The organism is Bacillus sp. FSL K6-6038, from assembly GCF_038050455.1.
GTDB classification, from domain to species: Bacteria; Bacillota; Bacilli; order Bacillales; family Bacillaceae_G; genus Bacillus_A; species Bacillus_A pseudomycoides.
This window is the reverse complement of sequence record NZ_JBBOUH010000001.1, coordinates 346,950-371,786: the sequence shown is the minus strand read 5'-3', so window position 1 is coordinate 371,786 and position 24,837 is coordinate 346,950. Positions and strand designations below refer to the sequence as shown.

Sequence of the window (24,837 nt, the reverse complement as noted above, 5' to 3'; positions counted from 1 at the left end):
CATTTCATTTTTGTTGCTCGCTAACAAGCTTTGCAATTCGCTCAAACTCACCCTGAATTTCATTTTTATACATATCTACTTTTGTAAAATCCATCGCAGCAATATAAATCCGTTCTAATTTATCTCGAACTGCTTTTGCCTTCGCTAAGAACGACATTGCTTCACTCATTTTTGTTTTGTATTGAATGGAAACATCCCGAATTTCTGTTGCATATTTTTCATCCGTTCCTGGCGTAACGATGAGATCATACATATCAATAATCTCATCACCTTCTCGCTCTGGAAAATATTCATGTGGCGCGGTGCTGTCAAAGATCGCAAAACCTAATTCTCTTACAATAATCATATCTAGGCTATTTGGATCAAAGCCGCAATGATATACTTCAACTTCAAATCCTTTCTCTTCCGCTGCCCCAGCTAATTTTTTTAACATCGTTGATTTTCCTGAACCCGGGCGTCCTTTTATAAAATAACGATGCGGGATATCTTCTGTTAAATTTGGAACGAAATCAACCGCCCCTTTTGGTGTTGCTGCCCCTAAGAAACGGTGCTTTACCAACGCTTGTTTTCCTTTGTTATCTGCAAATAACTTTTGTATAAGCTGGCTTGTTAATTCATTCGCTTTTTGAAAATCAATATTATTAATATAAATTTTCTCCCAATCATCATGTATAACTAATGCCTCTTTGAAACAAATATATGCTGATTGAAATGCATCGCTTGCTTCCGATATATAACGTACAATTTCATTTTTATGTTTTCGTAATTTCCCTGAGTCCCAAGCAACACCTAGGTTTACGTATTCTTCCACAACTCCAGGTGTTTTTGGCTCAATGACATGTGGTGCTGTTCCATCTACAATTCCTACTTTTAATTTTGGAATAATAATACCATCGATGGATTTATTATCAGAAGAACAATGTAACAGTTCAATATCATATCCTCTTCCAACCCACTCACGCCCAATTGCTTTCATCAATGAGGATTTCCCTGTCCCTGGACCACCTTTCAAAATGAAAAGTCTTTCCAATCCCCTTACATTTTCCTCATATAAACTATAAAAACCTCTCGCGGTATTTCCTCCAGCATAATAATTTAAAATTTTCCCTGTCACTGCCCTCACTCCTTTATAGCAGTCTACTTACATAAGTTACAATATGCACGACGCTTCAATTGGGTGAATACCTATTTTTTTATTCTTGCAACAAAAAAGCAGAGATCATCATTGACCTCTGCTTCGATATTTTCGATTTAAATTAAGAAAAAACTGTTCAATCCGAGGACGAACCCATGCAAAATAATCTTTATCTTTCTTTTTCTTACAAATAATTTCTTTTCCATCAACCATTCCGACAAGCTCTAGTTCCAACAATTGCCTCGTAAATTCTAGAATATTCACTTCTTCTTTTGGATACTCTTCCTTTAGCTTTTCTTCAATTTCTCCCAATAAAAATCCGTCACGCATCATTACAAGTGCATCAATCCAAAGTGGCGGCATTTCATATTTTTCTCCTGTAATTGTATCCTTTACAATATAATTCTTTTGATCTTTTCGAAATTGAATAGTGTGTAAACATACGGTCGAATTTAATGTTAGTTCCATCGTACCACCTCTGTCATAATATCAGCATAGAAAAAAGGATGCATGTGCACCCCTCTTTTTTAATTCACATAAAACCCAATTCAATATAAACATTCATACAAGTAAAAACTACAAACCGGTACATGAGTAATAAAACTACATGTCGATATTTTCCTCCATTATAAACTAAGTTTTTTATAAAAAAAAGCATTCTTGAAGCTTTTTATAAAATGTTTATATTTACACAACAAGAGCACTTTTCTGAAAAGTACTCTTGTCTTTAAATTCTATATAGTTGGCAATGTCACTTCTACTTTTGTCCCTGTGCCAATGTTACTTTTGAATTGAATCATCCCTTGATGCTCTTCAATAATTTTATTTGTAATGATTAAACCAAGACCAGTTCCATTTTCCTTTTTCGTATAAACAGACTTTCCAAGTCTCTCTATTCTTTCGCTATCCATACCGCATCCCTCATCTTGAATGCAAATAAACAATTTTTCTTCTATCGTTTTATAGGCAGAAATTCTCAAATCTTCACCATGCATCATCGATTCAATCCCATTTTTCACAAGATTTAATAAGACTTGCTTTAATTGTTTTTCATCACCATTTATATCAGGTAACGCCTCATCTACTTGTATATGTATTTTTACAGCGTACTGCATTGCATAACTTTCCATCAAATGAACAACATATAACAGAACTTTTCGCATATCACATAATTGATACATTGTTGGTTTCGGTTTTCCAAGTAACATTAACTCACTAACAAATCCATTGATTCTCTCAATTTCCTGCAGCATAATATCATAACTAGCATTATCAGCTAGATTGCGCTCTTTTTGAATTTGAGTAAAGCCCTTTAAAGTCATTCCTATCTAACTTTTACGTCATGTGAAATTTCTAGTAATATTATCCTATATAAAATAGCTATACTATTTTTATTCTAACTTCCTTTCATACCATAACACTAAAAGAGGGAGTGAACAAACTCCCCCTGTTAACAATTACACAAAATGAAACCTTAATCAGTGGAAGCCTCATTCCACACTGATTATTAGTCCTCACCAATCTGGTTTTTACAGTCAGTTGATCCACCACCTAACCTCTTCGCTTTCGCTGAACTTTGAGGTGGAGGTCTTACTGCCCACAAATGGCGGGATAAATTATATCCACTTCACCCGCTCATGAAGCAATCCATCCGTAAATGAATTATCACCCATCACAAAATCTTTCATATAAACATGTAAATATTCACCATACTTACTTTTTGTATTAAGTAATAATTCCTCAACATAATACACACCTGGTGAAAATATATCTAGCAGTAAACTGGACAAACCAGCATAGATTCCGCAACCAACTTGAAAATAAGTCGCGTTTGTCTTATATTTCTGGAAAACTTCACTACTATTCATTACATTGTACATATATTTTTCATTGTCTTCATAGACAAGTAACACACCAACTAAATCTTCTCCGACTATTTCTTCCTCTGCTGGATTAAAAACTTTTCGATTCCAATTCCATAATTTATCCACATCATCTAGATTTTTTCGAATTAAATCTGTTGTATATTCATTAATACGATAAAGAAAACCCACTTCCATATCAAATGTTTTACCAAGAATCAGAACTTCTTCATGTGGCATTAGGCAACCATGAAACTCTTTCTCTCCTAATCTCACTTTATATTCCGAAGCATATACATCCTCATAAAAATAGATGGGCCGATGATGACTCACATACATTGGATAACTTAATATTGCTTCATCAAGAAAACGTTCTACCGCCCATGAAGCATACAGTGTATTAGGTTTTATAAGACTTTGGTCTGCAAAGAAAGAATAATCATGCTCTATAATATAACACGCACGTGGTTTTTTTCCCGGTTGTTCTTTCATAAGCTGTACAACCATCCATTGAACAACACCAGGATTCATTCCCGATCCTATGATAGCTCTTGTATTTGTAAAATTATTTTTTTCCTTTTCAAATCTCGTATAACGTTCTGTAAGCTGAAACCCCTTTAAGCTATCATCCTGATCCACCTGCTCATTCTCCAAAGCTGAATTTACATACGAAATACCTAATTCATTACAACAACTAAGTATACGAATCGTATCTGCTCCGGAAACGTCGATAACTACACCAGCATCCGTTTTCTGCAAATGCTGTTTAAACAGTATTGTATTTTGAAGATCCATTTCATGAAGAAAGAATTTCCCCTTTAAATTCGGAAATAATTCGTCATAATAGCTTTTTTCCTTTTGCTTTATATCAACGAGATGAAACTTTAAATCTTTTATCATAGAATAGATGGGATCGTTTATATTCGCCACAGTTTGATTTAAAACTGCCAATACTGCTTTAGCGGCTCCTCCCCCACTACCAAGTAATGTAATTGAAAAAGAATGTCTAAGCTGACTCACCCTGAAAACCCCTTTAATATTTAGTTAGATAATACATAATCTATTCAATTTTGAAAGGATAGCTTGGACATAATAAACATGCTCGTACACATTTTTTATTATAAAAATATACCTTTCTCTCTTACTAATCCATGATTAAATATTTAATCAGTGAGGAGATGTCTTCATCCCTCACTGATAGTTAGCCCTCACCAATCGGGCTTTTACGGGATAAAAATAGACTCGACCTTTTCTTTTACACACATAAAAGAAAAAGCAAGCCTTCTTAACAAGCTTACGGAAAATGAACCGATTTTACATGTTGAATATTTAAATATACTTTTTCATCACGCGCCTTGATCAATTCAATATGACCATCTTCAATTTTCGTCATCTTCCCAATTTTATTTGAATGTTCGCCTAAATCAAACACCATAATTTTCCTTGCCATTTTGATTAGTTGTTCTTCAAATGTTCTAGCTAGTGTAATATTTAATGGATTAACTGAAAGCTCATTTTTATTGAGGGAATACGGAATTTGATTTTCTTGATAGGGGATTAACCATTTTAGATGTTTTAAAGAAATATATACTGTTTTGTACACAGGGCTATAGAATACTAAATAATCATTCATAACACTTGCAACATAACCATGAATAGGATAACCACCAGCTACATAAATCTCCGTAAAAATCCCTTTAGATGTGCTCAGTACTTTTCGAAGGGAAATTGACGGTGATTCTCTTTTAATAACAGAATCTGTTTCTGGCTTGTGTATTTCGGTCACAAGACTCGCCAAAAATTTATAATATTGAATATGATATAAGGAAATATAGATGTAGTCTTTCCCATCATAAATAACAACAATATCATTGCCTACATCAATTAATAATCCTTTAAACCTTTTCTCGCCAATTAATTTAACATAGATATATTCTCCAATATTTTTGCTTAGTTCGTTCACCTGTATCCTCCTTTCTCCAAAGCGTAACTTCCTCTTTATCTCTCATTCACATGTAGCTAAAAAAGAATAATAGGGGGCTAAAACATGTATGCAAAGTGACACAATGCTCTCTTTCTATCTGTATGAATAGTAGAGGAGGGCATTTAGACTATAGTAAAATAATAGCAATTGAACAAAAAACATTCGCCACTACCTATTCCATACTGCCCCCTCTTATTTATCAAACATTACTCTTCTTCATCTTTATTAGTTTTAACGATTTGATTTACGTTTTTAATGTGAAAGTTAATAACGTAAATTACCTCATCACGGTTCACTAATGTAACGTATTCTTCATTTACATCACTTAATAAACCTTCTACGCTTTCTGGTCCACCGCGATTAATTTTGACCCATTTATACTTAAGACTACCTAGTATCTCTTGAAACGTTGCACCATCCGCATAGGATTGCTCAATAAAATAAGGATTTAACCCTATCTCTTTTGCCTTTTTTACAACACCCTTTACATGCTTCTGTTGATAATAAATGACCTCTCCTGTATTTCCTTGAAGAACGAGATAATCATCACCTACTGCCAGCAACACACCTGTACGGCTTTCTGGTCCACCAAGGTTTACTTTTACACCTTGATAAACCAAGCTTTTTATTTGATTTTCAGGAAATATATTTTCCAATTTCATCCCTCCTTCCCCTCTTTTGTTATTATTTGGATCGATTATATCGACTTGATTGTCTTGTTGCTCTTGCTCTTGAATATTGAACATATGCTGTCTGATCGGATTTTTGGTTATTTGACTGATAATCATCTTCTTCTAGTGCTTGCAGACCATAATTCATACTTTTAATATGGAAATGTGGAATCTGTACAACTTCCTCTTTTACAATTAATGTCACATATTCAGAAGAAACATCTTGTAGAATTCCTTCAATCTTTTCTGGACCGCCGCGGTTAATTTTCACCCAACGATACTTTAAATTTTGAAGTAAGCCTTGAAAATCTTCACCTTGTGCAAATGTTGGTAAAACTCCAATGTCTGCAGCAACATCTTTCGCATTTTTTGTAATACTTTTTAGATGTTGAAACTGATAATAGTAAAACGTTCTGTTTTCACTCAATAAAATAAAATGATCCGAATACACTGCGACCACTGTACCTTTTTGAGACTCTGGTCCACCTCGATTCACTCTAACACTCTCTCCAATCAATCCATACAGCAAATCACTACTAATCGTGCTCATGAGAAAACCCCTTTCATTGTTTTATAAGTCGTTTGCACTGATAGTATATGTATCTGTACAGGTTACGTTCTCTATGATTGTCCCATTATATAAAAATATGTTTTTAACACGGGGGTACATCTATCCAATATGTATATCTCTAATGTACAAAAGACTAGCATAGCTTCTATCAATACCCAGCATGTCATTAGCCGCCATTTATGCACACAATTTTACTATTTCATCATAAAAAAATACCGTTTCAAGATACTTATCCTACAGATCTTGAAACGGTATTTATAAAGTGAAACTTTACTTAGTGGAGGATTTTTCATCCTCCATTAATATTAGCCCTCACCAATCGGGCTTTTACGGGCAGTTTATTCTCCACCTAGCTTCTTTACTTTTGTTGAAATTAAAGTGGGAATATTACTGCCCACAAATAGCAGGATAAAAATGATTCTGTATCATTTTTCATAGAGTACTACGCTATAGGCCCATGAGTTTTAATCTTCGTCTTTTACATCCATATCCTCTGGAATTGGCTCATTTAATATTTCTTCTACTAACTGTTTATATTTTTCCATTTGCTCTAAATGCGTATTGAACTGTTCTTTATTCAGCAAATATTGCTCACCGTCATACACGGCTCGAATTCGTTTTTGCTGAACCAATTCTTCAATGTAAGATTCCGGAATATTTAAATATTCTGCTGCTTCTTTTACCGTTATATACAATTGTTTCATTCCCTTATTATTTTTTATGTCTACATTATTATAAAAGATTTTTATAAATAAAATAAAAAGATTTTGTAAATACAAATCAAAAAGCAGGTAGATGCATTCCATATATTGTATAATAATATAGTAAGTATTAAAAAAATATAGATGGCATTTATCCATTTACACAAAGGAGAGTTAAACATATGGCTACTCGTCACATCATTACAATGTTAGAGCAATCATTACAAACTGAAACAACAAATACTGCTTCTCAGCTTTCTAAAGCTTTACCAAAAAGAATCATTGAGCAAACAAAGGCTGCAAATGAAAGCGTAAACTATAATACAATTGGAGAATGGTATAAACATCATTTCATATTTCAACAAGATGATTTCCTTTGGGCTAAATATGCTTACTATGATGCATACTGTGAAGCGTTACAAAACCAGGGACATCTTACAAAACGTGTACGTCACATACTAGAATCTATGGCTAGAAAACACGGGAAACAATATATTGCCTCTGTGCAAAATAAGCAGTTTCCTGATCAGTACGCACAAGGAACAGCATAATTTTCCTTGTCTATAAAAAATATGAACCACAAAAAAAGATTTACAAATCAAACGTTCACGTCTTTTACATGTATTCTCTTCCCAAAATACATGTAAAAGACGTGAACTGAAGAAACCAGTGTAATACAAATGATAAAAAACATAGTAATTATATAAATACCCAGCCTACTTCCTTACTTAATAAAGATTAGGAAAGTAACTGGGTGTTTATCTATTAAAAAGATATTTATTTCAAATCTCTCATAATTCATTTACATATTCTTCTCTATTCATTCCTTTCCATTCTTTAACCTTCTCAACACGACCGATTATTTCATCATTTGCTTAATAAGTTCTCGGTTACGTTGTTTGAAAACATCATTATGAGAAGAGACCATTCCATATTCACTCGCATCTGGTTGGATAAATTGTTTTGCTTTATTTACAGCATTTCCAGCATCTTGGAAAGCACCAGCTATTAAGTGCAATTTGCCTTCATGCTTTAAAATATCTCCAGCAGCATATAGCCCTTCTATTGAAGATTCACTGTTCGCACTCCCGGCAATAAAATAATTATCAACGATTTCAACATTTAGTTCACTATTTTCCAATAATGTCATATCACGTTCATACCCATGATTAATAATGACTTCGTCAATAGGTAAATGAGAAACTTCACCTGTTTCATGATTCGTTAACTCAATATATTCAATTGCTTCGTGATTATTATCAGCCATCAACTTTGTAATCGACGTATTAAAGAGACAATCCACTGAACTATTCATAAGCTGAGTAACTTGTGCTTCATGACCAGCTAAAGTATCTTTTCTATATGTTAAATAAACCTTTTTCGCAATGGGCTCTAATTCATTTGCCCAATCGATCGCTGAGTTTCCTCCACCTGAAATAATTACAGTCTTATCTTTAAAACCCTTTAAAGATTTGACAGTATAATTTAAATTTGATACTTCAAACCTCTCTGCACCTTCAATTGCTAACTTTTGTGGTTTTAATATTCCACTTCCAGTAGCTACAATAACTGTTTTTGAAAAATGCCTTTGACCAGAGAAAGTTGTTAGCACAAAAACTCCCTCTTCATTCCGAGTGATTGACTCTATCTTTTCATTCAACACTACTTCTGGATGAAATGTTAACCCTTGCTCCACAAGCTGCTCAATTAACTGCGCTCCAGTAACTGGCGGCAGTCCCCCGATATCCCAAATCATTTTTTCTGGATAAACGTGTATCTTTCCACCTAACTGTGGTTGAAATTCAATTATTTTTGTTTTCATCTCTCTTAGTCCACTATAAAACGCTGAATAAAGCCCTGCCGGACCTCCTCCAATCACGGTCACATCAAATAATTCTTCTGGATTCATTTATGTTCACTCCCCAGCCATCAAATATAATTGATTATCATTCTCAATAAAATATAACCTTTTTCCTTCAGGTTTTCAATCAAAATAACTATTGACAATAAAAAATATAAAATTATATTATTAAATAATCGATATTGATAATCATTATCTATTTGTAAACTATTAACAAATTTGTAGGGGAAATAGCGGCTCGTTTATTTATAGATCACTCAAGTATTTTATTATAATAAATCTCGATATCAAGATTTATAAGATTCCTTAACTACTAAGTGCAAGACATCTATCCCGTTAGAAAGCTATATAAAAAAGGAGAAAGAAAAAATGAAAAAGTTATTCATTTCACTTACAGTTCTATTCATACTCGTTATGAGTGCTTGTAGCAACGGTTCGACAGATAAGAAAAACGATTCAAATGTAAAGGGAAGCAAATCAGAAACAATTACATACCAATCTGAGAATGGTAAAGTTGAAGTTCCTGCAAATCCAAAACGCGTTGTTGTACTATCATCATTCGCAGGTAACGTAATGTCTTTAGGTGTAAACCTTGTTGGTGTAGATTCATGGTCTAAAATGAATCCGCGTTTTGAGAATAAATTAAAAGATGTTACAGAAGTATCTGATGAAAATGTTGAAAAAATTATCGAATTAAATCCAGATTTAATCATTGGTTTATCAAACATTAAAAATATCGATAAGTTAAAGAAAATCGCTCCTACTGTAACATTCACATATGGGAAAGTTGACTACTTAACACAACATTTAGAAATCGGTAAACTACTAAATAAAGAAAAAGAAGCAAAAGCTTGGGTTGATGATTTCAAAAAACGTGCTGCTGCTGCAGGAAAAGATATTAAAGCAAAAATTGGTGAAGATACAACCGTTTCTGTTATTGAAAACTTCGACAAACAAATCTATGTATTCGGCGATAACTGGGGCCGTGGAACAGAAATCCTGTATCAAGAAATGAAATTAAAAATGCCGGAAAAAGTAAAAGAAAAAGCGCTAAAAGATGGCTACTATGCATTATCTGCTGAAGTTCTACCTGAGTATGCTGGGGATTACTTGATTATAAGTAAAAACAACGATACGAATAATTCATTCCAAGAAACAGAATCGTACAAAAACATTCCAGCTGTTAAAAACAATAAAGCATTTGAAATAAACGCAAAAGAATTCTATTTTAATGATCCAATCACATTAGATTTCCAACTAGATTTCTTCAAGAAAAGCTTTCTTGGTAAATAACACAACAATGAGGAATTCTTATTTAAAGAATTCCTCTTCCTTTATTCTATGAAAAGAAAAGATGTGAAACTAATGACAAAAGACAATCTACGTTCCACTTCCTTTGTATACAAGCTCATTTTAGGAACCATTGTGTTCTTTATTATATTTATGGTTGCCATGGTATTTGGCGCAGCAGATACCACTATAAAGGATGTATGGATAGCGCTTACTTCTAACGCTAATGGAGAAAAGTTCTCCATTATCCGTGAACTTCGCTTACCACGTGAAATTGCAGCCATTTTTGTTGGAGCTGGGCTCGCTGTTTCTGGTGCGATTATGCAAGGTATAACGCGAAATCCACTCGCTGATCCAGGATTACTCGGGCTAACTGGTGGTGCCAACGCTGCCTTGGCAATTACACTTGCCCTTATTCCTTCTGTAAACTATTTTTATATAATGATTGCTTGTTTTATCGGTGCTGCTATCGGCGCCATTATGGTTTTCGGAATTGGTATGATGAAAAAAGGCGGGCTTTCTCCTCTTCGTATTGTACTTGCTGGCGCCGCGGTTTCAGCATTTTTAGTCGCGATTTCAGAAGGAATCGGGATTTATTTTAAAATCTCACAAGATGTATCCATGTGGACTGCCGGAGGCGTAATCGGAACATCATGGAGCCAATTGCAGGTCATTGTTCCAGTTATTTCAATCAGTATATTCATTGCAATCTTATTTTCAAAGAAATTGACGATTCTTAGCTTAAGCGAAGAAGTAGCAATAGGACTAGGTCAAAAAATCATCGTCATTAAAATCATTCTTTTTATCGTTATCATTTTACTTGCCGGTGCTTCTGTTGCACTTGTTGGAAATATGGCATTTATCGGTTTAATGGTACCTCATATGGTCCGCCCTATTGTCGGACCAGACTATCGATTTGTGCTACCGATGTCTGCCATTGCTGGTGCTTCTTTTATGCTATTAGCTGACACACTTGGACGCACAATCAACGCTCCATATGAAACACCAATAGCGGCCATTATCGCAATTGTAGGTTTACCATTCTTCCTATTCATCGTACGTAAAGGAGGAAGGTCGTTCTCATGATTCAACAATCTAAAAAACAACGAGTAATCGTACTTGCCTTACTCCTGCTTATTGCAGCAACCATTACAATTGGAATGGGCCTAGGAGCAGCTTCATTGTCCTATGATAGACTGCTACCTACACTTTTGGGCCAAGGTACATTTAAAGAAGAATTTATTTTATTTTCTCTTCGATTACCACGAATTGTGATTACACTATTAGCTGGTATGGCACTTGCCTTATCAGGAGCTATACTACAAGGTATAACGCGTAATGATCTAGCCGAGCCTGGTATTATCGGTATTAACTCAGGGGCAGGCGTTGCAATTGCCCTTTTCTTTTTATATTTTCCAATAGACGCAGGCTCATTTGTTTACTTGCTACCAATCGTTGGATTTATCGGTGCCTTTATTACAGCCTGTCTCATCTATGGATTTTCATACAGTAAAACTGCTGGGCTTCAACCGATAAGACTGACATTAACAGGAATTGGATTTACGTTCGCTCTTTCCGGAACGATGATTGTACTTATTTCATCTGCTGAACGTGCAAAAGTAGACTTTATCGTAAAATGGATTGCCGGAAACATTTGGGGAGATGACTGGGTTTTTGTTTTCGCACTCCTTCCATGGCTAGCTGTACTCATTCCATTTACTTTCTATAAAGCAAACCGATTAAATCTCCTTGCATTAAATGAGCATGTAGCAATTGGTGTTGGTGTCGCACTCGAAAAAGAACGCCGCTCACTCCTTATAGCAGCCGTTGCATTAGCAGCTTCTGCCGTTTCAGTCACAGGGGGAATCGCCTTTATCGGACTTATGGCTCCTCACATCGCAAAATCTTTAGTCGGGCCGAGGCATCAATTATTTCTTCCTGTTGCCATTTTAATCGGGGGATGGCTATTGTTACTTGCAGATACAATTGGTCGTCATATTGTAGAGCCAAGTGGAATTCCAGCGGGGATTATGGTCGCTTTGATTGGTGCTCCTTATTTTATGTATTTGTTACTTAAGAAATAAAAATAAAATCCCTTGAGAATCGATTTGTTCTCGAGGGATTTTTTCTATTTACTAATTCTATTGTTGCCCATACCCATCAAACTTCTTCGCCAATCTTGCCATCTCTTCCTCTGGCAACAATTTTGGCTCTCCAATGCACTTCGTTTGATAATAAATTTGCGCGCAAAATTCAATTTCCTCCGCAACAGTAAACGCCATTTTTATATTGTTCCCACCGGCCATTAAGCCGTGATTAGCAAGTAAAACCGCACGGCGGTCAATCATTCCTTCAAAAGCCGCTTCTGCTAGTTCCTTTGTTCCGAATGTTTCATACGGCGCACAACGTACATTCGGCCCTGCGAAAGCAATCAGATAAGATACCGCAGGAAGTTCCCATCCTAATGATGCTATTGTTTTTGCGTAAGGGGAGTGCGTGTGAACAAGTGCGTTGATGTCCTCACGCTTTCTATAATAAATAAGATGCATATCTAGTTCACTAGAAGGCTTTCTATCCCCTTCCACAATTTCACCATCTAAATTCAATATAGCTACATCTTCAGGCACTGTTTCAAAATAATCTAAACCACTTGGACTTATTGCAATAAGACCTTGTTCACGATTAAAAATACTAATATTACCGCCAGTCCCCTTTGTTAATCCGCTAACGATCATTTTCTTTCCATACGCTACAATCTCTTCTCTTTCTTTTTGTAGTAACATATATATACATCCCCTTTGGTGTGAACTCTGTGACGACTAGTTTGCTAGAATAATGGGTGTACCATATTCTTTATAACTGTTAATACATTCTTGCTGCAGTGGTGTCAACGGTATGAGCTCATCTGTGATAATTTTTGTAATACCCTGTTTATCACAAACCTTATAGAAAGCAACCTTTCCGAGTTTCGTATGATCTGCTAAAACAATGACTTCACTCGATTTGCTAAGCATCGCTTGCTTCGCTTCTCCTTCATCAATAGCTGTATCTGTTAAGCCTTCATGAAAACTAAGTGCTTTACTTGAAATAAAAGCTTTATCAATATAAATTGCCTCTAAATACTGTTTTAAAGAAGCTCCCATAACAGATAAGGATTTTCCACGTAAAAAGCCACCAAGTAAAATGACGACAACCTCTGGCGCATCTGCTAGTTCAATCGCAATGCTCAGGTTATTTGTCACAACCGTTACATCTTTGCGATCCTTAATAAGTTTACTTACCTCAAGGGCTGTTGTACTCGCATCAAACGCAACGACATCACCATCTTCAATTAACCTAGCAGCTTCACGTGCGATTGCTAACTTCTCTCTCTTATTACTATTTAGACGCTCTTCCATCGAATATTCATATACCCGCTTTGTTTTTAGTTTTACACCACCGTACATCCGAATGACTTTGCCGTCTTTTTCAAGCTTCTCTAAATCTCTTCTTATTGTCATTAATGATACTTGAAATGCATCGCTTAAATATGAAACTTCCACGTGCTCCCTTTGTTCAAGTATCTCAATGATTTTATTTCTTCTCTCTACCGGTGAATTAGACATGATAATCGGTCCTCTTTTTAGTTATTTTCTTATATGTCTAATATACATAAGCAATTTTCTATATAAACCCATCTTGATTTTTCAACATATAAGTCGCTACTACGAAGAACAAAAGATGATCGCTACTTGTTTTCTCTCTGTTTTCACTTGGCATGAGGCAGGAAGAGGACCTGACCGCTTCTATGCATGGACAGGCGCTCTCTCCCACCTAAAAAAAAAGGTTTTAGATCGTTTTTTAAGGATAACTCCTTTTTTGTTTTCACATATAAGTTACTGCTAGGAAAACAACACATGATCTGCACTCGTTTTCTCTCCCTTTTTTAACTTGGTATGGGGCAGAATGAGGCTCTGACCGCTTCTATGCATGGACGGACGCTCTCTCCCATCTAAAAAGAAAGGTTTTATATCAGTTTTTCAATTTGTACTTATATATTTCATAATTACTAAAATAACTTTCTTAAATTCTCGGTAAATGGAGCCCTAACAATTCCCTTTTCCGTAATAATTGCTGTTACATTCTCATGCGGCGTTACATCAAACGCTGGATTATATACTTTACTTTCTTTTGGAGCTGAATATTGCCCAAAGCGGTTAATCACTTCAAAAGCATCACGCTCCTCGATCGGAATCTCCTTACCTGTTGGTGTTTTTACATCAATTGTCGGAGTCGGTGCTGCAACATAAAATGGAATGTTATAATATTTCGCTAAAATGGATACACCAAGCGTTCCAATTTTATTTGCCACATCACCGTTTGCCGCTACACGATCGCAGCCAACAATAACTGCATCAATTTTCCCTTGTGACATAACCATTGCCGCCATATTATCCGTAATGACTGTTACATCAATCCCAGCTCGCTGCAGTTCTAGTGCCGTTAACGTAGATCCTTGTAATCTAGGACGTGTCTCATCAGAATAAATCTTTAAATCCCATCCCTTTTCTTTCGCTAGGTACATCGGCGCTGTTGCAGTACCATATTTCGTTGTTGCTAAAGCACCTGCATTACAATGCGTTAGTACACCCATGCCATCTTGGAACAATGTTAATGCATATTCCCCAATTTGGCGGTTAATCTCTTCATCTTCTTTATGAATTCCTTTTGCTTCCTCTAATAACCTATTTTTCAAATCAGCGATAGATAAATGGGAATGTTCTTTTGCCGCATTTTCCATTCTCTCAAGTGCCCAAAATAAGTTCACCGCTGTCGGTCGAGATGTCGCTAAGTATGTGCAGACTCTATTTACTTCTTCTATAAATGACTCCACTGAATCTTCGGATGTCTCTTTTACGCCTAAATACACACCGTAAGCTGCTGAAACACCAATCGCCGGTGCCCCGCGTACTTTCATTACTTGAATGGCATCCCATACACCCTCAGCTGTTGTAAAAGATTCATAGACTACCTCATTCGGTAATAGAGTTTGATCTAATAAAACTAAAGCATCATCTTTCCACTGAATTGGTATTAATTGCTCTGTCATCATCTTCTCTCCTTACTTTGCACTATGGACAGACTGCTCTTTTAACGTTTGTAAAAAACTAGCGCCTGTTTTATATTCATTTGCTCGTAAAATAAACTTCTTCGCTGCCTGTAAACAAATCCGTTCTGCTCCCGCCCGAGCTTCATCACTTGAAATCGATGTAATATCTTTCACCTTTGCTAATCCAACAATGCGGCGAATCAACTCTAAACCCGTCACAGCCGCTGTATCCACTAAAACAGATTGTAAATACCAACGAGCAAAGCCAGTTTCCTTTGCCATAATCTCTGTTACATGTGTGCTCCACGCTTCTAAAAACTTCTTCTTAAACAAGTCGATTACATCTATAATCGTAGACTCCAGCCAACTCATATAGGTATCTTTTTCCACTCCATCAACCATTGCTACATTTGCATTTACCCAAGCAAATATTAAATTTGCCATCACATTCCCAACGTCATATCCCATCGGACCATAGAAAGCAAATTCTGGATCAATGACCTTTGTAGAATCCTTTCGTACAAACACAGAGCCAGTATGTAAATCACCATGAAGTAGTGCCTGCGCATTCGTCATAAACGAAAACTTAAGCTTCGCTACTTCCATACGAAGTGCTTCATCTCCATATATATGCTCCCGAATCCAACCTTCATTTATCGAAAACAACTCATTGCGCTTGTTATGATCTGTAAATGGCTCCGAGTACACAAGATCCTCTGTAATCTCACATAACTCTGGATTGATATAATTTTTCACAAGTTCCTTTTTCTCTTTATGATTCATCACTACATCAGATGTTAATAAAAGCGTGTTTACCATGAAAGTAGTTAAATCATCCGCAAGCTTTGGAAACATTTGATGGTTAATCAGTCCCGTCCGTAAAATCGTATGGTCTGATAAATCTTCCATCACACAGCAATTCATCATACTATCAAATAAATACACATCTGGTACAAGCCCAGGTGCCAGCTTCCCCTCTAACTGCAAAACGTTTGACTCAATGCGAATTCGATTCGTAGACAACTTAAACTCATCTGAAATACGCGCCGTATCTCCGGCTTGCTTCACAATGACAGAAGTTCCTTTCTCCTTATCCCAAACACGAAACACATAATTTAAATTGCCATCCCCAATTTCCTTGCACTGCAAATCTTTTGCGTTTTCAAACATTGGTAACTTCTCTTTCACATACTCAATAACATTATTAGCTTCCATTAAAAAATACTCTGCGAACTTAGACATGGTTTCTCCCTCCACACTAAATGTAAGCGTTTTCTAAAAGCCGTAAAAATAATAGATTGAAAGTATTTTTCAATCTATGTTATATGTTCTTTTTGTATCATATTTTGTTTGAAACGAACATCTAGTTTTTATTATAGCTTGTTGAGGATGGGAGTCAATGTTTTCCTATATGAAAACGAGAAGCTACTTTTGTATTTTAAGAGCTTCTTGCTTCCTTTTTATTTAATACGCTTTATCCCCTATCAATCTTACATAATGAGCAAAGTTCAAACATCCTGTACTTCATTGTGTTTTATTTATGATACCGTTCACCGTACCTACCCTTTCAGTAAATTTTTTAATATCCATGGCCTAATTTGGGGTATTATACATCTATACTACTATACATAAAATAATTAAAAAAGCATGGCTAAAATTATATTCTCCTTATGACATTACAACTTGATTTAGAGCTTAAATATCCTATCTATTATTCCCCCCACTTTCATTAATGGATCAAAAACTCTATCTATTGTCTTTTCAACTATATCTTTCTTCTCCCCACGAACCTTATCATCCCATCCCAAAACTCTGTCGACTGCCCTACCAGCATTAATTAATGGATCAAAGGTTACATCTATAGCCCTTTCTACTATATCCCTATCATCATCCTCTGAGTTAATGTTGAGGGCTTGCTGTGATTTACGAATTCCAGTTACGCACCAATAAGCAAAATGCTCACAGTTGTTCTTGGTTAAATGATATCCTCCAAAGTCACCACCTAATTTACTAGTAGCTCTGTAAATAATTTCTTCGGGGCTAAATTTTTTAGAGTACACATTCTCTATATAAGATATACCACCATTTTCAAATTCATCTAGGGATGTAAATATAATTCTAGCATCTTCAAAACTATTACCCGTAAAATGATAGACTCCATTTTCTCCATCATATACACCATAATGATCTGGTAATATATTTATTTTTCTAACAAGAGATACTTTAATGATATCACCTTTATAAGCCATGATTTTCCTCTCCTATCATTTTCTTTTTATATAGTCACTTAATATAAACTTATGATTTCCATATAAAGGAATGATTAAACCTTATTTAGAATTAAATTTATAAGACAAAATGGATTTTTCTAAATTACTATTGTAAAACTAAAAGAAGATGAAACCTGTGAGGGGGTTCCATCTTCTTCTATACCTAAAAGATATTTTTCTATTTTTCTATTGAAATGTAATGCAATAGAATCTAATTCCCTATTATTATTAATAGTTATTTTATTTATTATTAACTGCAATATTAATTTTTGTTTTGTTGATTCTGTCACCCTTATTAAATCATTAAATTTTTGAAGTAATTGTTTTACCTTATCAAAAGTAATAGGTTCTGAATTGTTTTCTTGTAATTCTTTTTCAATTTGACTCCTATTAATCAAATATACTTCTATTTGATTTGAAATATATCCAAGTCTATTCGTTAATACATCTTTTGAAATTATTCCCTCTTCATATAAATCAAAAACTTTACCTTTTTTATCCTCAAAATTCAAAATATTTTTATTAATAATATTCAACTTATCTTCTAAAGGCTTAACTTTATTTTTTATATTTAAATTTAAATTTTTTATAATATCTCTTAAAATTTTATCACTTGTTAATATAGTACTCATTCTCTCAAAAACAATCTCTTCAATCTTATCTGCCCTAATTCCATTTGAGTGACATGCTGCTGTCCCCTGATTTCTCCAAACCCCACACTGATAATACCTAATAATCTTTATGTTCCCATCCTTTAATTTCCCCTACCAGCTACCATAGGTGACCCACACATAGGACATTTAATTAAACCCGATAAGGGAAACGTACCGTCAAATATCCTCTGGGGCCTTCTAGATCTATTTTTATATATTTCTTGTACCTTATTCCATAATTCTAATGAAATTATGGCTTCATGATTACCTTCTGCATAAATAGGATTTTTATTTATACCTTTACGCCTTTTTTCGCTCCAATTTTCCCTGACATTATATCTTATTTTCCCTATATAGATGGGGTTTAATAAAATAGTACGGATAGCAATAGGTGTAAAAAAATTCCCTCTTTTTGTCTTGTACCCTTGCTTATTTAATAAATTTGTAATAGCTTTTAATCCACGTCCTTTGGCATACAAATTAAATATTTCCTTTACAATAAATGCTTCTCTTTCATCTATTCCTAATCCTGTTGTATTTTCATCCTCATTTATTTTTACGGTGTTATATCCTAATACAATGCCTCCATTCCATTTTCCTTCTCTAGCACGCTGCTTCATTCCCATTTTTACATTTTCTACAATACTTTCCCGTTCAAACTCCCCTATAGAAGCTAATACGTTCATAAGTAACTTCCCAGTAGGAGTAGCAGTATCAAATGCCTCGCTACAACTCTTAAATCCCACATTATTTTTATCTAATTCATCTACAATTTTTAAAAGATCTAAATGATTTCTAGCTAATCTATTTGTTTTCCAAACCCATATTTCCTGAAACTTATCCTCTTTAGCATCCTTTAATAATCTCTGTAGGTCTGGACGGTTCTCCATGCTTTTTCCGCTAATACCTCTATCAACATACTGAGCTACCACAATACGCCCTTCTTGTTCACATTTCCTTTTTACTACATCAAATTGTGCATCAATTGAATATCCTTCTTCAGCCTGTTCAGCTGTAGAAACCCTTGCATAAATTACTGCTCTTATCATCCTATTCCCTCTCCTCTTTATTTAAGGTTTCTTTTATCCAATCACTCAATAAATCAATTAATAAATTATAGGAAGAATCTTGCATAAACTATCACCTTTCACATTTATAATATCTACTTAAAAATTTATTTATTACTTATAAGCCCACTTGCCCACCTTTATTTAGATACCTCTCTAGATTTTTTCTATTTATTTTTAATAATCTTACCCGCTGACCTTTTGAAATTGTTACTTTAGGACACTTTTTTCCAGAACCTTTATCTATCTCAATTATTCCATTTTCCTCTAGGAGTTCATGTAACTTTCTCATAGTTAGAGGAAAAACTTTATTTCTTTTTTGCCAAAATGTAAATATATTGCTATAAGTTAATTCAGGTAATAAATAATAGTACCGATTATCATACCAACCATATTTCTGTGTAATTATATCTTCCCCTATTTTTGACAAAGGCATTTTATTAGATGCGATTAATTCGTCAACTGTATTTAAATACATACGCAACGGATCTTCTATATCCATTTCAACATGCTGATTACTTACAAGTTGCATAAATAGGTTTTCTGCTTGATTTAATTTCATTCTCATTTCCTCTTCTTTTATCACCCCTAGTTCCACTCCGTATCTTAAATATAAAAAGCATGCATATTTTAGGGCCCATACACTTTCTATTAATCTAAAATGTATTTTTGTCTCCCTATACTTTTCCCTAAATTTATTGAGGTCTACGTTCGGTAATATACCTGTTTTATTTATATATAAAGTTAAATTATTTAAAAAATTATATACCATCGTTGGAAATGCAAGCGGATTTTTCTGACATTTTGTTAATCTATCTAAATTCACACTATCTTTATCAATAGGTATACTAATACACCTAGCTATATTTGATTTTATTCCCATAGAGTCTTCCGCTGTTATGGCACATAGCCCCCTTGTCATCAATTCTCTCTGTTTAGTCAGATGAATATTACTTCTTGACTTACTAATTCTATCCCCATACATCCTTAAAATAAACTCAGCTTTATTTTCCATATCTTTCTTTTCAGAAAGTTTATCTGTTGGGTGATAATCATCTACCAATAAAGTACAATCCTTATATTCAAACATTTTTAATTCTAAGGCTGTTTTAGTATCCTTAAAGTTAGCTGGAATTTCTGGTGATAAATTCCGATTAAAAATATTAAAAAATAAACTTGCCAATGTTGTTTTTCGGCTACCAGTTGGGCCATGCAACCAAAGTACAAATTTTGGCTCTACATTGTGTAACTTCAATAACGTATTAACTTTAGAAAGTAAAGTAAAACAAAGTAATGGTAATGTAACACTTATATGTGAAACTTCTAATAATTTTAATGACTTTTTATAAGCTTCAACTTCATCCATATCCTCATTGATTATTAAATTAAATGGTTGTAAACTGTCGGAAATGTATGGGCTTCTTTTTCGTCCTATTACACCGCCCCCATGTACATAGAAGTACCCGCCTTCCAATTGAGACCAACCAATATTTTTATACACCATTTTGGTTTCTATCCCTTTACAGGCAATCTTTATAGCACAACGAATCTTTTCATAACATTTGTTTTCTGGATATAAAACACACTCAATTCCCCATTTATTTTCAATCCAATTAGAATTTTTAAATTCCTCTAATCTAACTTTAATATTAGGTAACCTTTTTTCATTATTTAGAACCCCTACTAATTCTAATTGTTTTTCCTCATTTATCCCGTCAGTAATAATTTCTTGAACAACAGGTAGTATTATTAGATTACATAGCCTTACAGTTTCTTTATTTTTGATAATACAAAGATGCCCTTGATCGCTAATTGTATATTCACTGTCTTTATATAACTTTTTAATTTTTTTTAAAACTTTATGATTTAAATAAGGTATCTCATTTTGTTGATCACAATCACCATGTGACTCAAAAGGGTTATTATATAAAATATCTTTTTTTCTTGACTGACCTTTTAATAATTTATCAATTGTATTTTCACTTACTGGTTTGCAGTGTTTTAAAAATTTATCCATTTCTCCTTTATTCTGTCCTAATCGTTGAACTTTAACTTTCCTTATCTGCGTTTTTTTCATAACTTTAATACCTCCTAAATGCTTTATAACTCCATATTAAAGCATTTTGATTTAATGGCATTTACCAAATTTACTTTTTTAAAATCACAAAAAGTAAATTTCAGAAAATTACAATAAAAAAAGATAGTTAATTATATGTAATTAACTATCTTTTTCATATATATTCCTTTATATAAACCGTATATATTAAATATTTTTTCTAATGATTGTTCTTCTTTATCTCTTACTATTTTATCTAACAATTCATTTACTTTATTATATATACGTATATCTTGTTTTTTCATACACGTATATTCTTCTCGTTTTTTGAGTACTTCTAACAAAGTATTAAAGTCTCTATCCTTAAAAGCCTTTACACACTTATCTCTCCACTGCTTATAAATTTGTAGAGATAAATGATCCTCTCTCTCTTTTCGCTTATTATAATCACTTATAACCTTTGTAATAAATAAATTAATATCCCTACTACTAGAATACTTTCCTAACTCCTTCAAACCTATTTCTATTATTTCTTTTCTCTTGTAATCCAAACTTAAATATGCCTTTTTGAAATCTGTAATATATATATCAACCGTTAAGAGAGGATAAGAAAATTTAATTAAAGTTTCCCTTAACCATTTTATAAAAGCCTCTTCTTCTTCATTACCCATTCTTAAATGAATAATTGTATAACAAATCTCTAATTGAGCCTTTATTGTTGATATGTCTTCCTCATTATAACTGCAGATAGCTTGTGTTAATTCGCGTTTCATTTTTTGTATTTCTTGTTGATACCATTCATATAAATTCCAACTTAACTTTTTTAATAGATGATATCTTTTAACATCTGGTAATTTCATGCTATTTTCTAGTATAGTACCAATTATATCTATCTCATTGCTAAGGGAATCAGATAGTCTTCTTTGATTAGATTTCCACAATTTAAAAACAATCCCGTTAAGGTATATAATTAAGTTGCTAAATTCCTCTTCATTTTCTTTATACCACTGTTTCTTCCACTCTTCTGCATTCAAACTTTTTTTTCTATTCTTCCTATTGGCGCTAACATACTTCCTATGGTGCATATTCAAAACTTCACTCAGCCATATTCGCATTTTATTATTTGATATACTTAGCCAACCTTCACAACATACCTCATCTACGGGACTGTATCTTAACATTTTAAAAAAGTCATCATCTTCATATAAGGATAATAAAGTTAAGTAAATTATACCTGTATACATTTGAAATTTCTTTTTTTCTATATTTTTAATATACACATTATATATTTTTCTTTGCTGATCATCTAATTCAATATCACTTAATTCTATTTCATTTCTAAGAAAATCATATATTTTTAGAATCTTCTCCTTTATAACTTTTTGTTGCACCTTTTTATACTCTGTATTTGCATTTATTATTTTAACTAAATCTGCTACTATCATTAATTTTTCTTTGCACATTATTTACACCCTTATATTCATAAAAATTGTGGGCAAGTGGGCCATTATCCTTCTTTCCCTCTCATCCCACCTATTTGTATTCTTTGAGGTATGATTTTCTTAATGTATACCAGTACTCTCATAGCTTCTAATTATGACTTTATTAAGTGCTTTACTTAAATTTATAAACAAATATTATTCCTGATTACTTCTAATACAAAAACCATACCTTCTTAACTAAAAAGCATTTCTTGTCCTTTAGTTTCACATTAAAATTTACGCCCCCTAATCAACTATATAATTTAGGGGGCGTATTTTTCACTTGAATAATTTAATATTTTAACATCCTTAAAATATTATGCGGATTTTAAAATAACCCTTACATAATTATTCAAACTTTGTGCTATTTGCGAAATTAAATAATTCTCTATACTATATCAGGATAAATAAAATAACAAGGTAAGATTACTTTCTGTTAATTCGTCTATCCCTCAACTTAGTCCAGATTTCTCGAATGGTACTCACTTCTTCTTGTGTTAAACCTAATCCTTCAACCAATAATACTTGATCAGTAATATTCAAAACTTCCTCAATATTTCCTTCCCTTAATAAATTATCTATTTGTGCCATATCTAAACGTTCAGCACCAATCATAGGAAGAGGTAATTTTTCAGCTTCACTTGGTTCAAATGTTAAAACTCCACCACCATAACTTCTTCCAGTTACCTCAGAGAAGGCAAACGTAAGTGAATTTAAAAATGCACATACGGTTTGTTCTGGATTAGTACCGTTAACAAAATTAACACGATGAACAGTGTCCGTACTCGTTCCACCAAAATCATTTAGTATTAATTTAGGATATCCATATACTTGTCTCAACATGAATCCTTGAGGAACCTGCATAGAAGGAACTATATACCATTTTTTTCTAATCCTACATTTATAACCCTTATTAACTCCATTTTCTTCGCCTAATTGTATATATGACTTACACTCATTAGGTAAATCTTCAAAATCGACATTTGGAGGAACAAAAATATTAGTAGGTAACTGTAGTTCATTATTTGAATTCCAGTCTTCTAAAGAATAACTACACCCCTTCAATTGTGCGGACTTACTGACAATCGGCTCAGTATATTCATTTAAGTTGTGTTCGTCTACCATTTCCTTTGTCAATATGAAAAACTTATTCTGTCCTGTTACGACCCCTACATTTACATCAATATAATTATTTGAAAGTTTAATTAGAGGATTATTCTTTAATTTTCTTAATAAAAGAATTTCTCTAGTTTCTAAAAAGTACTTGGTCCACTTCTCATTATCATGATCAATTGGCTTAATTTCTAAATCATTTAAATCCCCTGGTTCAATCTCCATTAAAGCGGGCACATCTGTTAATTCGATAGTTCTAATTCCAGGATCATTCGCTTTACGCTCACACATCAATAATACTACTTCTTGCTGAATTCCTTCAAAAACTAATTTTTTAAATGTAATTATTGTTATCTTCTCAAAGTATTCACTTAAAAATTTCCTTGTTTCAGCTGCATATCCCACTTGAAATAATTCGGCTGGAATAACCATAGCCAGTTTCCCATCCGACTTTAGTAAATGTGAACTTATAACTAAAAAAGTAACCCAAATATTAGTAAGCCTATTAGGATTATATCCTAAAGAATTCATTATCTGAAAAGCAATATCTCGATGCTCTTCTGGGAAATCTTGATACCTTATGAATGGAGGGTTTCCTATAACAACATCAAATTTTTTATTATTAATATTAGGTACTGAAATATTAGTAAAAAAATCCCCTGCCTGTATAATACTATCTACATCTGATATATTTAGTTGAGATAATCTATCCTTAGCCTTATCAGCTTCTTCTACTATAAGTTCGTGAGCATATAGCTGCCTAGAGATATCTTGTGGATTAGTGTTTAAGTTCAATAACTGTTGCGCTGCCGCCACTAGAAAATTCCCATCTCCGCAACTAGGCTCTAAAATTTCTTCATCTCCTTTAGAAACTGCCCATTTCACCAAAAAGTTACATATTTCTTCAGGAGTATAATAGCCTCCTCTAGCCTTCTGATCAATCATAATGAATCCTCCATTTTTTGAATCATAAATAAGAATCCTCTATTTATTACATAAATAGAGGACCTGGTTCCTTATCATCTTTTAATGT

The 24,837-nt window shown here is 33.6% G+C and carries 22 protein-coding genes and 1 pseudogene; 4 read left to right on the top strand and 19 right to left on the bottom strand.

The annotated features are described in order from the left end of the window. Positions 1 to 4 precede the first annotated feature (4 nt). The 8 genes and pseudogenes from NSQ40_RS01970 to NSQ40_RS01935 all read right to left on the bottom strand — a co-directional run bounded on the left by NSQ40_RS01970 (position 5) and on the right by NSQ40_RS01935 (position 6,927). Positions 5 to 1,114: a PRK06851 family protein gene (locus NSQ40_RS01970; protein WP_003194718.1), complete on the bottom strand. Its 1,110-nt coding sequence runs from the start codon at positions 1,112 to 1,114 to the stop codon at positions 5 to 7. Positions 1,115 to 1,222: 108 nt separating this feature from the next. Then, positions 1,223 to 1,603 carry a hypothetical protein gene (locus NSQ40_RS01965; RefSeq protein WP_258248413.1) on the bottom strand — a complete coding sequence of 127 codons (381 nt, stop codon included), beginning with the start codon at positions 1,601 to 1,603 and terminating at the stop codon, positions 1,223 to 1,225. A 266-nt stretch (positions 1,604 to 1,869) separates the two neighbouring features. Next, positions 1,870 to 2,451: pseudogene (locus NSQ40_RS01960) on the bottom strand (ATP-binding protein); the annotation flags it as partial. Between the two features lie 300 nt (positions 2,452 to 2,751). After that, on the bottom strand, positions 2,752 to 4,017 hold the full coding sequence (locus NSQ40_RS01955; protein ID WP_003194712.1) for a hypothetical protein: 1,266 nt from the start codon (positions 4,015 to 4,017) through the stop codon (positions 2,752 to 2,754). Between the two features lie 274 nt (positions 4,018 to 4,291). Then, entirely contained in the window at positions 4,292 to 4,960 is a 669-nt protein-coding gene (locus NSQ40_RS01950; RefSeq protein WP_003194710.1) for a hypothetical protein, read from the bottom strand. 227 nt (positions 4,961 to 5,187) lie between these two features. Next, positions 5,188 to 5,643, bottom strand: a complete 456-nt coding sequence (locus NSQ40_RS01945; protein WP_003194709.1) for a hypothetical protein — start codon at positions 5,641 to 5,643, stop codon at positions 5,188 to 5,190. Positions 5,644 to 5,665: 22 nt separating this feature from the next. Further along, positions 5,666 to 6,202, bottom strand: a complete 537-nt coding sequence (locus NSQ40_RS01940; protein ID WP_003194708.1) for a hypothetical protein — start codon at positions 6,200 to 6,202, stop codon at positions 5,666 to 5,668. A 485-nt stretch (positions 6,203 to 6,687) separates the two neighbouring features. Next, complete coding sequence (locus NSQ40_RS01935) at positions 6,688 to 6,927, bottom strand: helix-turn-helix domain-containing protein (protein ID WP_080547158.1); 240 nt, start codon at positions 6,925 to 6,927, stop codon at positions 6,688 to 6,690. 179 nt (positions 6,928 to 7,106) lie between these two features. On the opposite strand from NSQ40_RS01935, the gene NSQ40_RS01930 reads away from it, so the two are divergent. Further along, complete coding sequence (locus tag NSQ40_RS01930) at positions 7,107 to 7,475, top strand: hypothetical protein (RefSeq protein WP_003205643.1); 369 nt, start codon at positions 7,107 to 7,109, stop codon at positions 7,473 to 7,475. Positions 7,476 to 7,783: 308 nt separating this feature from the next. Here the strand turns inward: NSQ40_RS01930 and NSQ40_RS01925 are convergent, their stop codons facing one another. Then, on the bottom strand, positions 7,784 to 8,833 hold the full coding sequence (locus NSQ40_RS01925; protein ID WP_003194701.1) for an NAD(P)/FAD-dependent oxidoreductase: 1,050 nt from the start codon (positions 8,831 to 8,833) through the stop codon (positions 7,784 to 7,786). 321 nt (positions 8,834 to 9,154) lie between these two features. Here NSQ40_RS01925 and NSQ40_RS01920 point away from each other — a divergent pair, with 321 nt between their 5' ends. Genes NSQ40_RS01920 through NSQ40_RS01910 form a run of 3 tightly spaced genes read left to right on the top strand, consistent with a single transcriptional unit; the run spans position 9,155 to position 12,159 of the window. After that, positions 9,155 to 10,078, top strand: a complete 924-nt coding sequence (locus tag NSQ40_RS01920; RefSeq protein ID WP_003194699.1) for an iron-hydroxamate ABC transporter substrate-binding protein — start codon at positions 9,155 to 9,157, stop codon at positions 10,076 to 10,078. 48 nt (positions 10,079 to 10,126) lie between these two features. Next, positions 10,127 to 11,161 carry a FecCD family ABC transporter permease gene (locus NSQ40_RS01915; RefSeq protein ID WP_003205648.1) on the top strand — a complete coding sequence of 345 codons (1,035 nt, stop codon included), beginning with the start codon at positions 10,127 to 10,129 and terminating at the stop codon, positions 11,159 to 11,161. Then, positions 11,158 to 12,159, top strand: a complete 1,002-nt coding sequence (locus NSQ40_RS01910; RefSeq protein WP_041488249.1) for a FecCD family ABC transporter permease — start codon at positions 11,158 to 11,160, stop codon at positions 12,157 to 12,159. Before NSQ40_RS01915 ends, NSQ40_RS01910 begins: the two co-directional genes overlap by 4 nt. A gap of 57 nt (positions 12,160 to 12,216) precedes the next feature. Here NSQ40_RS01910 and NSQ40_RS01905 read toward each other — a convergent pair whose 3' ends face one another. The 10 genes from NSQ40_RS01905 to NSQ40_RS01860 all read right to left on the bottom strand — a co-directional run bounded on the left by NSQ40_RS01905 (position 12,217) and on the right by NSQ40_RS01860 (position 24,749). Continuing rightward, a complete protein-coding gene (locus NSQ40_RS01905; RefSeq protein WP_003194693.1) occupies positions 12,217 to 12,858 on the bottom strand; it encodes an L-fuculose-phosphate aldolase in 642 nt (213 codons plus the stop codon). A gap of 36 nt (positions 12,859 to 12,894) precedes the next feature. Further along, complete coding sequence (locus NSQ40_RS01900; RefSeq protein WP_003194691.1) at positions 12,895 to 13,680, bottom strand: DeoR/GlpR family DNA-binding transcription regulator; 786 nt, start codon at positions 13,678 to 13,680, stop codon at positions 12,895 to 12,897. 443 nt (positions 13,681 to 14,123) lie between these two features. Further along, entirely contained in the window at positions 14,124 to 15,164 is a 1,041-nt protein-coding gene (gene mtnA / locus NSQ40_RS01895) for an S-methyl-5-thioribose-1-phosphate isomerase (protein WP_018766508.1), read from the bottom strand. Positions 15,165 to 15,176: 12 nt separating this feature from the next. After that, positions 15,177 to 16,406, bottom strand: a complete 1,230-nt coding sequence (gene mtnK / locus NSQ40_RS01890; protein WP_041488248.1) for an S-methyl-5-thioribose kinase — start codon at positions 16,404 to 16,406, stop codon at positions 15,177 to 15,179. A gap of 446 nt (positions 16,407 to 16,852) precedes the next feature. After that, entirely contained in the window at positions 16,853 to 17,413 is a 561-nt protein-coding gene (locus NSQ40_RS01885; RefSeq protein ID WP_258248414.1) for a lecithin retinol acyltransferase family protein, read from the bottom strand. Between the two features lie 119 nt (positions 17,414 to 17,532). Then, positions 17,533 to 18,066, bottom strand: coding sequence for a hypothetical protein (locus tag NSQ40_RS01880; RefSeq protein WP_258248415.1), 534 nt, complete (start codon positions 18,064 to 18,066; stop codon positions 17,533 to 17,535). A gap of 122 nt (positions 18,067 to 18,188) precedes the next feature. Further along, positions 18,189 to 19,136, bottom strand: a complete 948-nt coding sequence (locus NSQ40_RS01875; protein WP_258248416.1) for a recombinase family protein — start codon at positions 19,134 to 19,136, stop codon at positions 18,189 to 18,191. 136 nt (positions 19,137 to 19,272) lie between these two features. Then, on the bottom strand, positions 19,273 to 21,231 hold the full coding sequence (locus NSQ40_RS01870) for a hypothetical protein (RefSeq protein ID WP_258248417.1): 1,959 nt from the start codon (positions 21,229 to 21,231) through the stop codon (positions 19,273 to 19,275). A gap of 131 nt (positions 21,232 to 21,362) precedes the next feature. Next, on the bottom strand, positions 21,363 to 22,673 hold the full coding sequence (locus tag NSQ40_RS01865) for a hypothetical protein (protein WP_258248418.1): 1,311 nt from the start codon (positions 22,671 to 22,673) through the stop codon (positions 21,363 to 21,365). 444 nt (positions 22,674 to 23,117) lie between these two features. Next, the gene (locus NSQ40_RS01860; protein WP_258248419.1) at positions 23,118 to 24,749 is read right to left on the bottom strand and encodes an SAM-dependent methyltransferase; all 1,632 of its coding nucleotides are present in this window, start codon (positions 24,747 to 24,749) and stop codon (positions 23,118 to 23,120) included. Positions 24,750 to 24,837 lie beyond the last annotated feature (88 nt).

Bases quoted from the DNA above. Each gene is read 5' to 3' on its own strand.
- NSQ40_RS01965 (WP_258248413.1), bottom strand. From the start codon at position 1,603: ATGGAACTAACATTAAATTCGACCGTATGTTTACACACTATTCAATTT.
- NSQ40_RS01945 (WP_003194709.1), bottom strand. From the start codon at position 5,643: ATGAAATTGGAAAATATATTTCCTGAAAATCAAATAAAAAGCTTGGTT.
- NSQ40_RS01940 (WP_003194708.1), bottom strand. From the start codon at position 6,202: ATGAGCACGATTAGTAGTGATTTGCTGTATGGATTGATTGGAGAGAGT.
- NSQ40_RS01935 (WP_080547158.1), bottom strand. From the start codon at position 6,927: ATGAAACAATTGTATATAACGGTAAAAGAAGCAGCAGAATATTTAAAT.
- NSQ40_RS01930 (WP_003205643.1), top strand. From the start codon at position 7,107: ATGGCTACTCGTCACATCATTACAATGTTAGAGCAATCATTACAAACT.
- NSQ40_RS01925 (WP_003194701.1), bottom strand. From the start codon at position 8,833: ATGAATCCAGAAGAATTATTTGATGTGACCGTGATTGGAGGAGGTCCG.
- NSQ40_RS01920 (WP_003194699.1), top strand. From the start codon at position 9,155: ATGAAAAAGTTATTCATTTCACTTACAGTTCTATTCATACTCGTTATG.
- NSQ40_RS01915 (WP_003205648.1), top strand. From the start codon at position 10,127: ATGAAAAGAAAAGATGTGAAACTAATGACAAAAGACAATCTACGTTCC.
- NSQ40_RS01910 (WP_041488249.1), top strand. From the start codon at position 11,158: ATGATTCAACAATCTAAAAAACAACGAGTAATCGTACTTGCCTTACTC.
- NSQ40_RS01905 (WP_003194693.1), bottom strand. From the start codon at position 12,858: ATGTTACTACAAAAAGAAAGAGAAGAGATTGTAGCGTATGGAAAGAAA.
- NSQ40_RS01900 (WP_003194691.1), bottom strand. From the start codon at position 13,680: ATGTCTAATTCACCGGTAGAGAGAAGAAATAAAATCATTGAGATACTT.
- mtnA (WP_018766508.1), bottom strand. From the start codon at position 15,164: ATGACAGAGCAATTAATACCAATTCAGTGGAAAGATGATGCTTTAGTT.
- mtnK (WP_041488248.1), bottom strand. From the start codon at position 16,406: ATGTCTAAGTTCGCAGAGTATTTTTTAATGGAAGCTAATAATGTTATT.
- NSQ40_RS01885 (WP_258248414.1), bottom strand. From the start codon at position 17,413: ATGGCTTATAAAGGTGATATCATTAAAGTATCTCTTGTTAGAAAAATA.
- NSQ40_RS01880 (WP_258248415.1), bottom strand. From the start codon at position 18,066: ATGAGTACTATATTAACAAGTGATAAAATTTTAAGAGATATTATAAAA.
- NSQ40_RS01875 (WP_258248416.1), bottom strand. From the start codon at position 19,136: ATGATAAGAGCAGTAATTTATGCAAGGGTTTCTACAGCTGAACAGGCT.
- NSQ40_RS01870 (WP_258248417.1), bottom strand. From the start codon at position 21,231: ATGAAAAAAACGCAGATAAGGAAAGTTAAAGTTCAACGATTAGGACAG.
- NSQ40_RS01865 (WP_258248418.1), bottom strand. From the start codon at position 22,673: ATGTGCAAAGAAAAATTAATGATAGTAGCAGATTTAGTTAAAATAATA.
- NSQ40_RS01860 (WP_258248419.1), bottom strand. From the start codon at position 24,749: ATGATTGATCAGAAGGCTAGAGGAGGCTATTATACTCCTGAAGAAATA.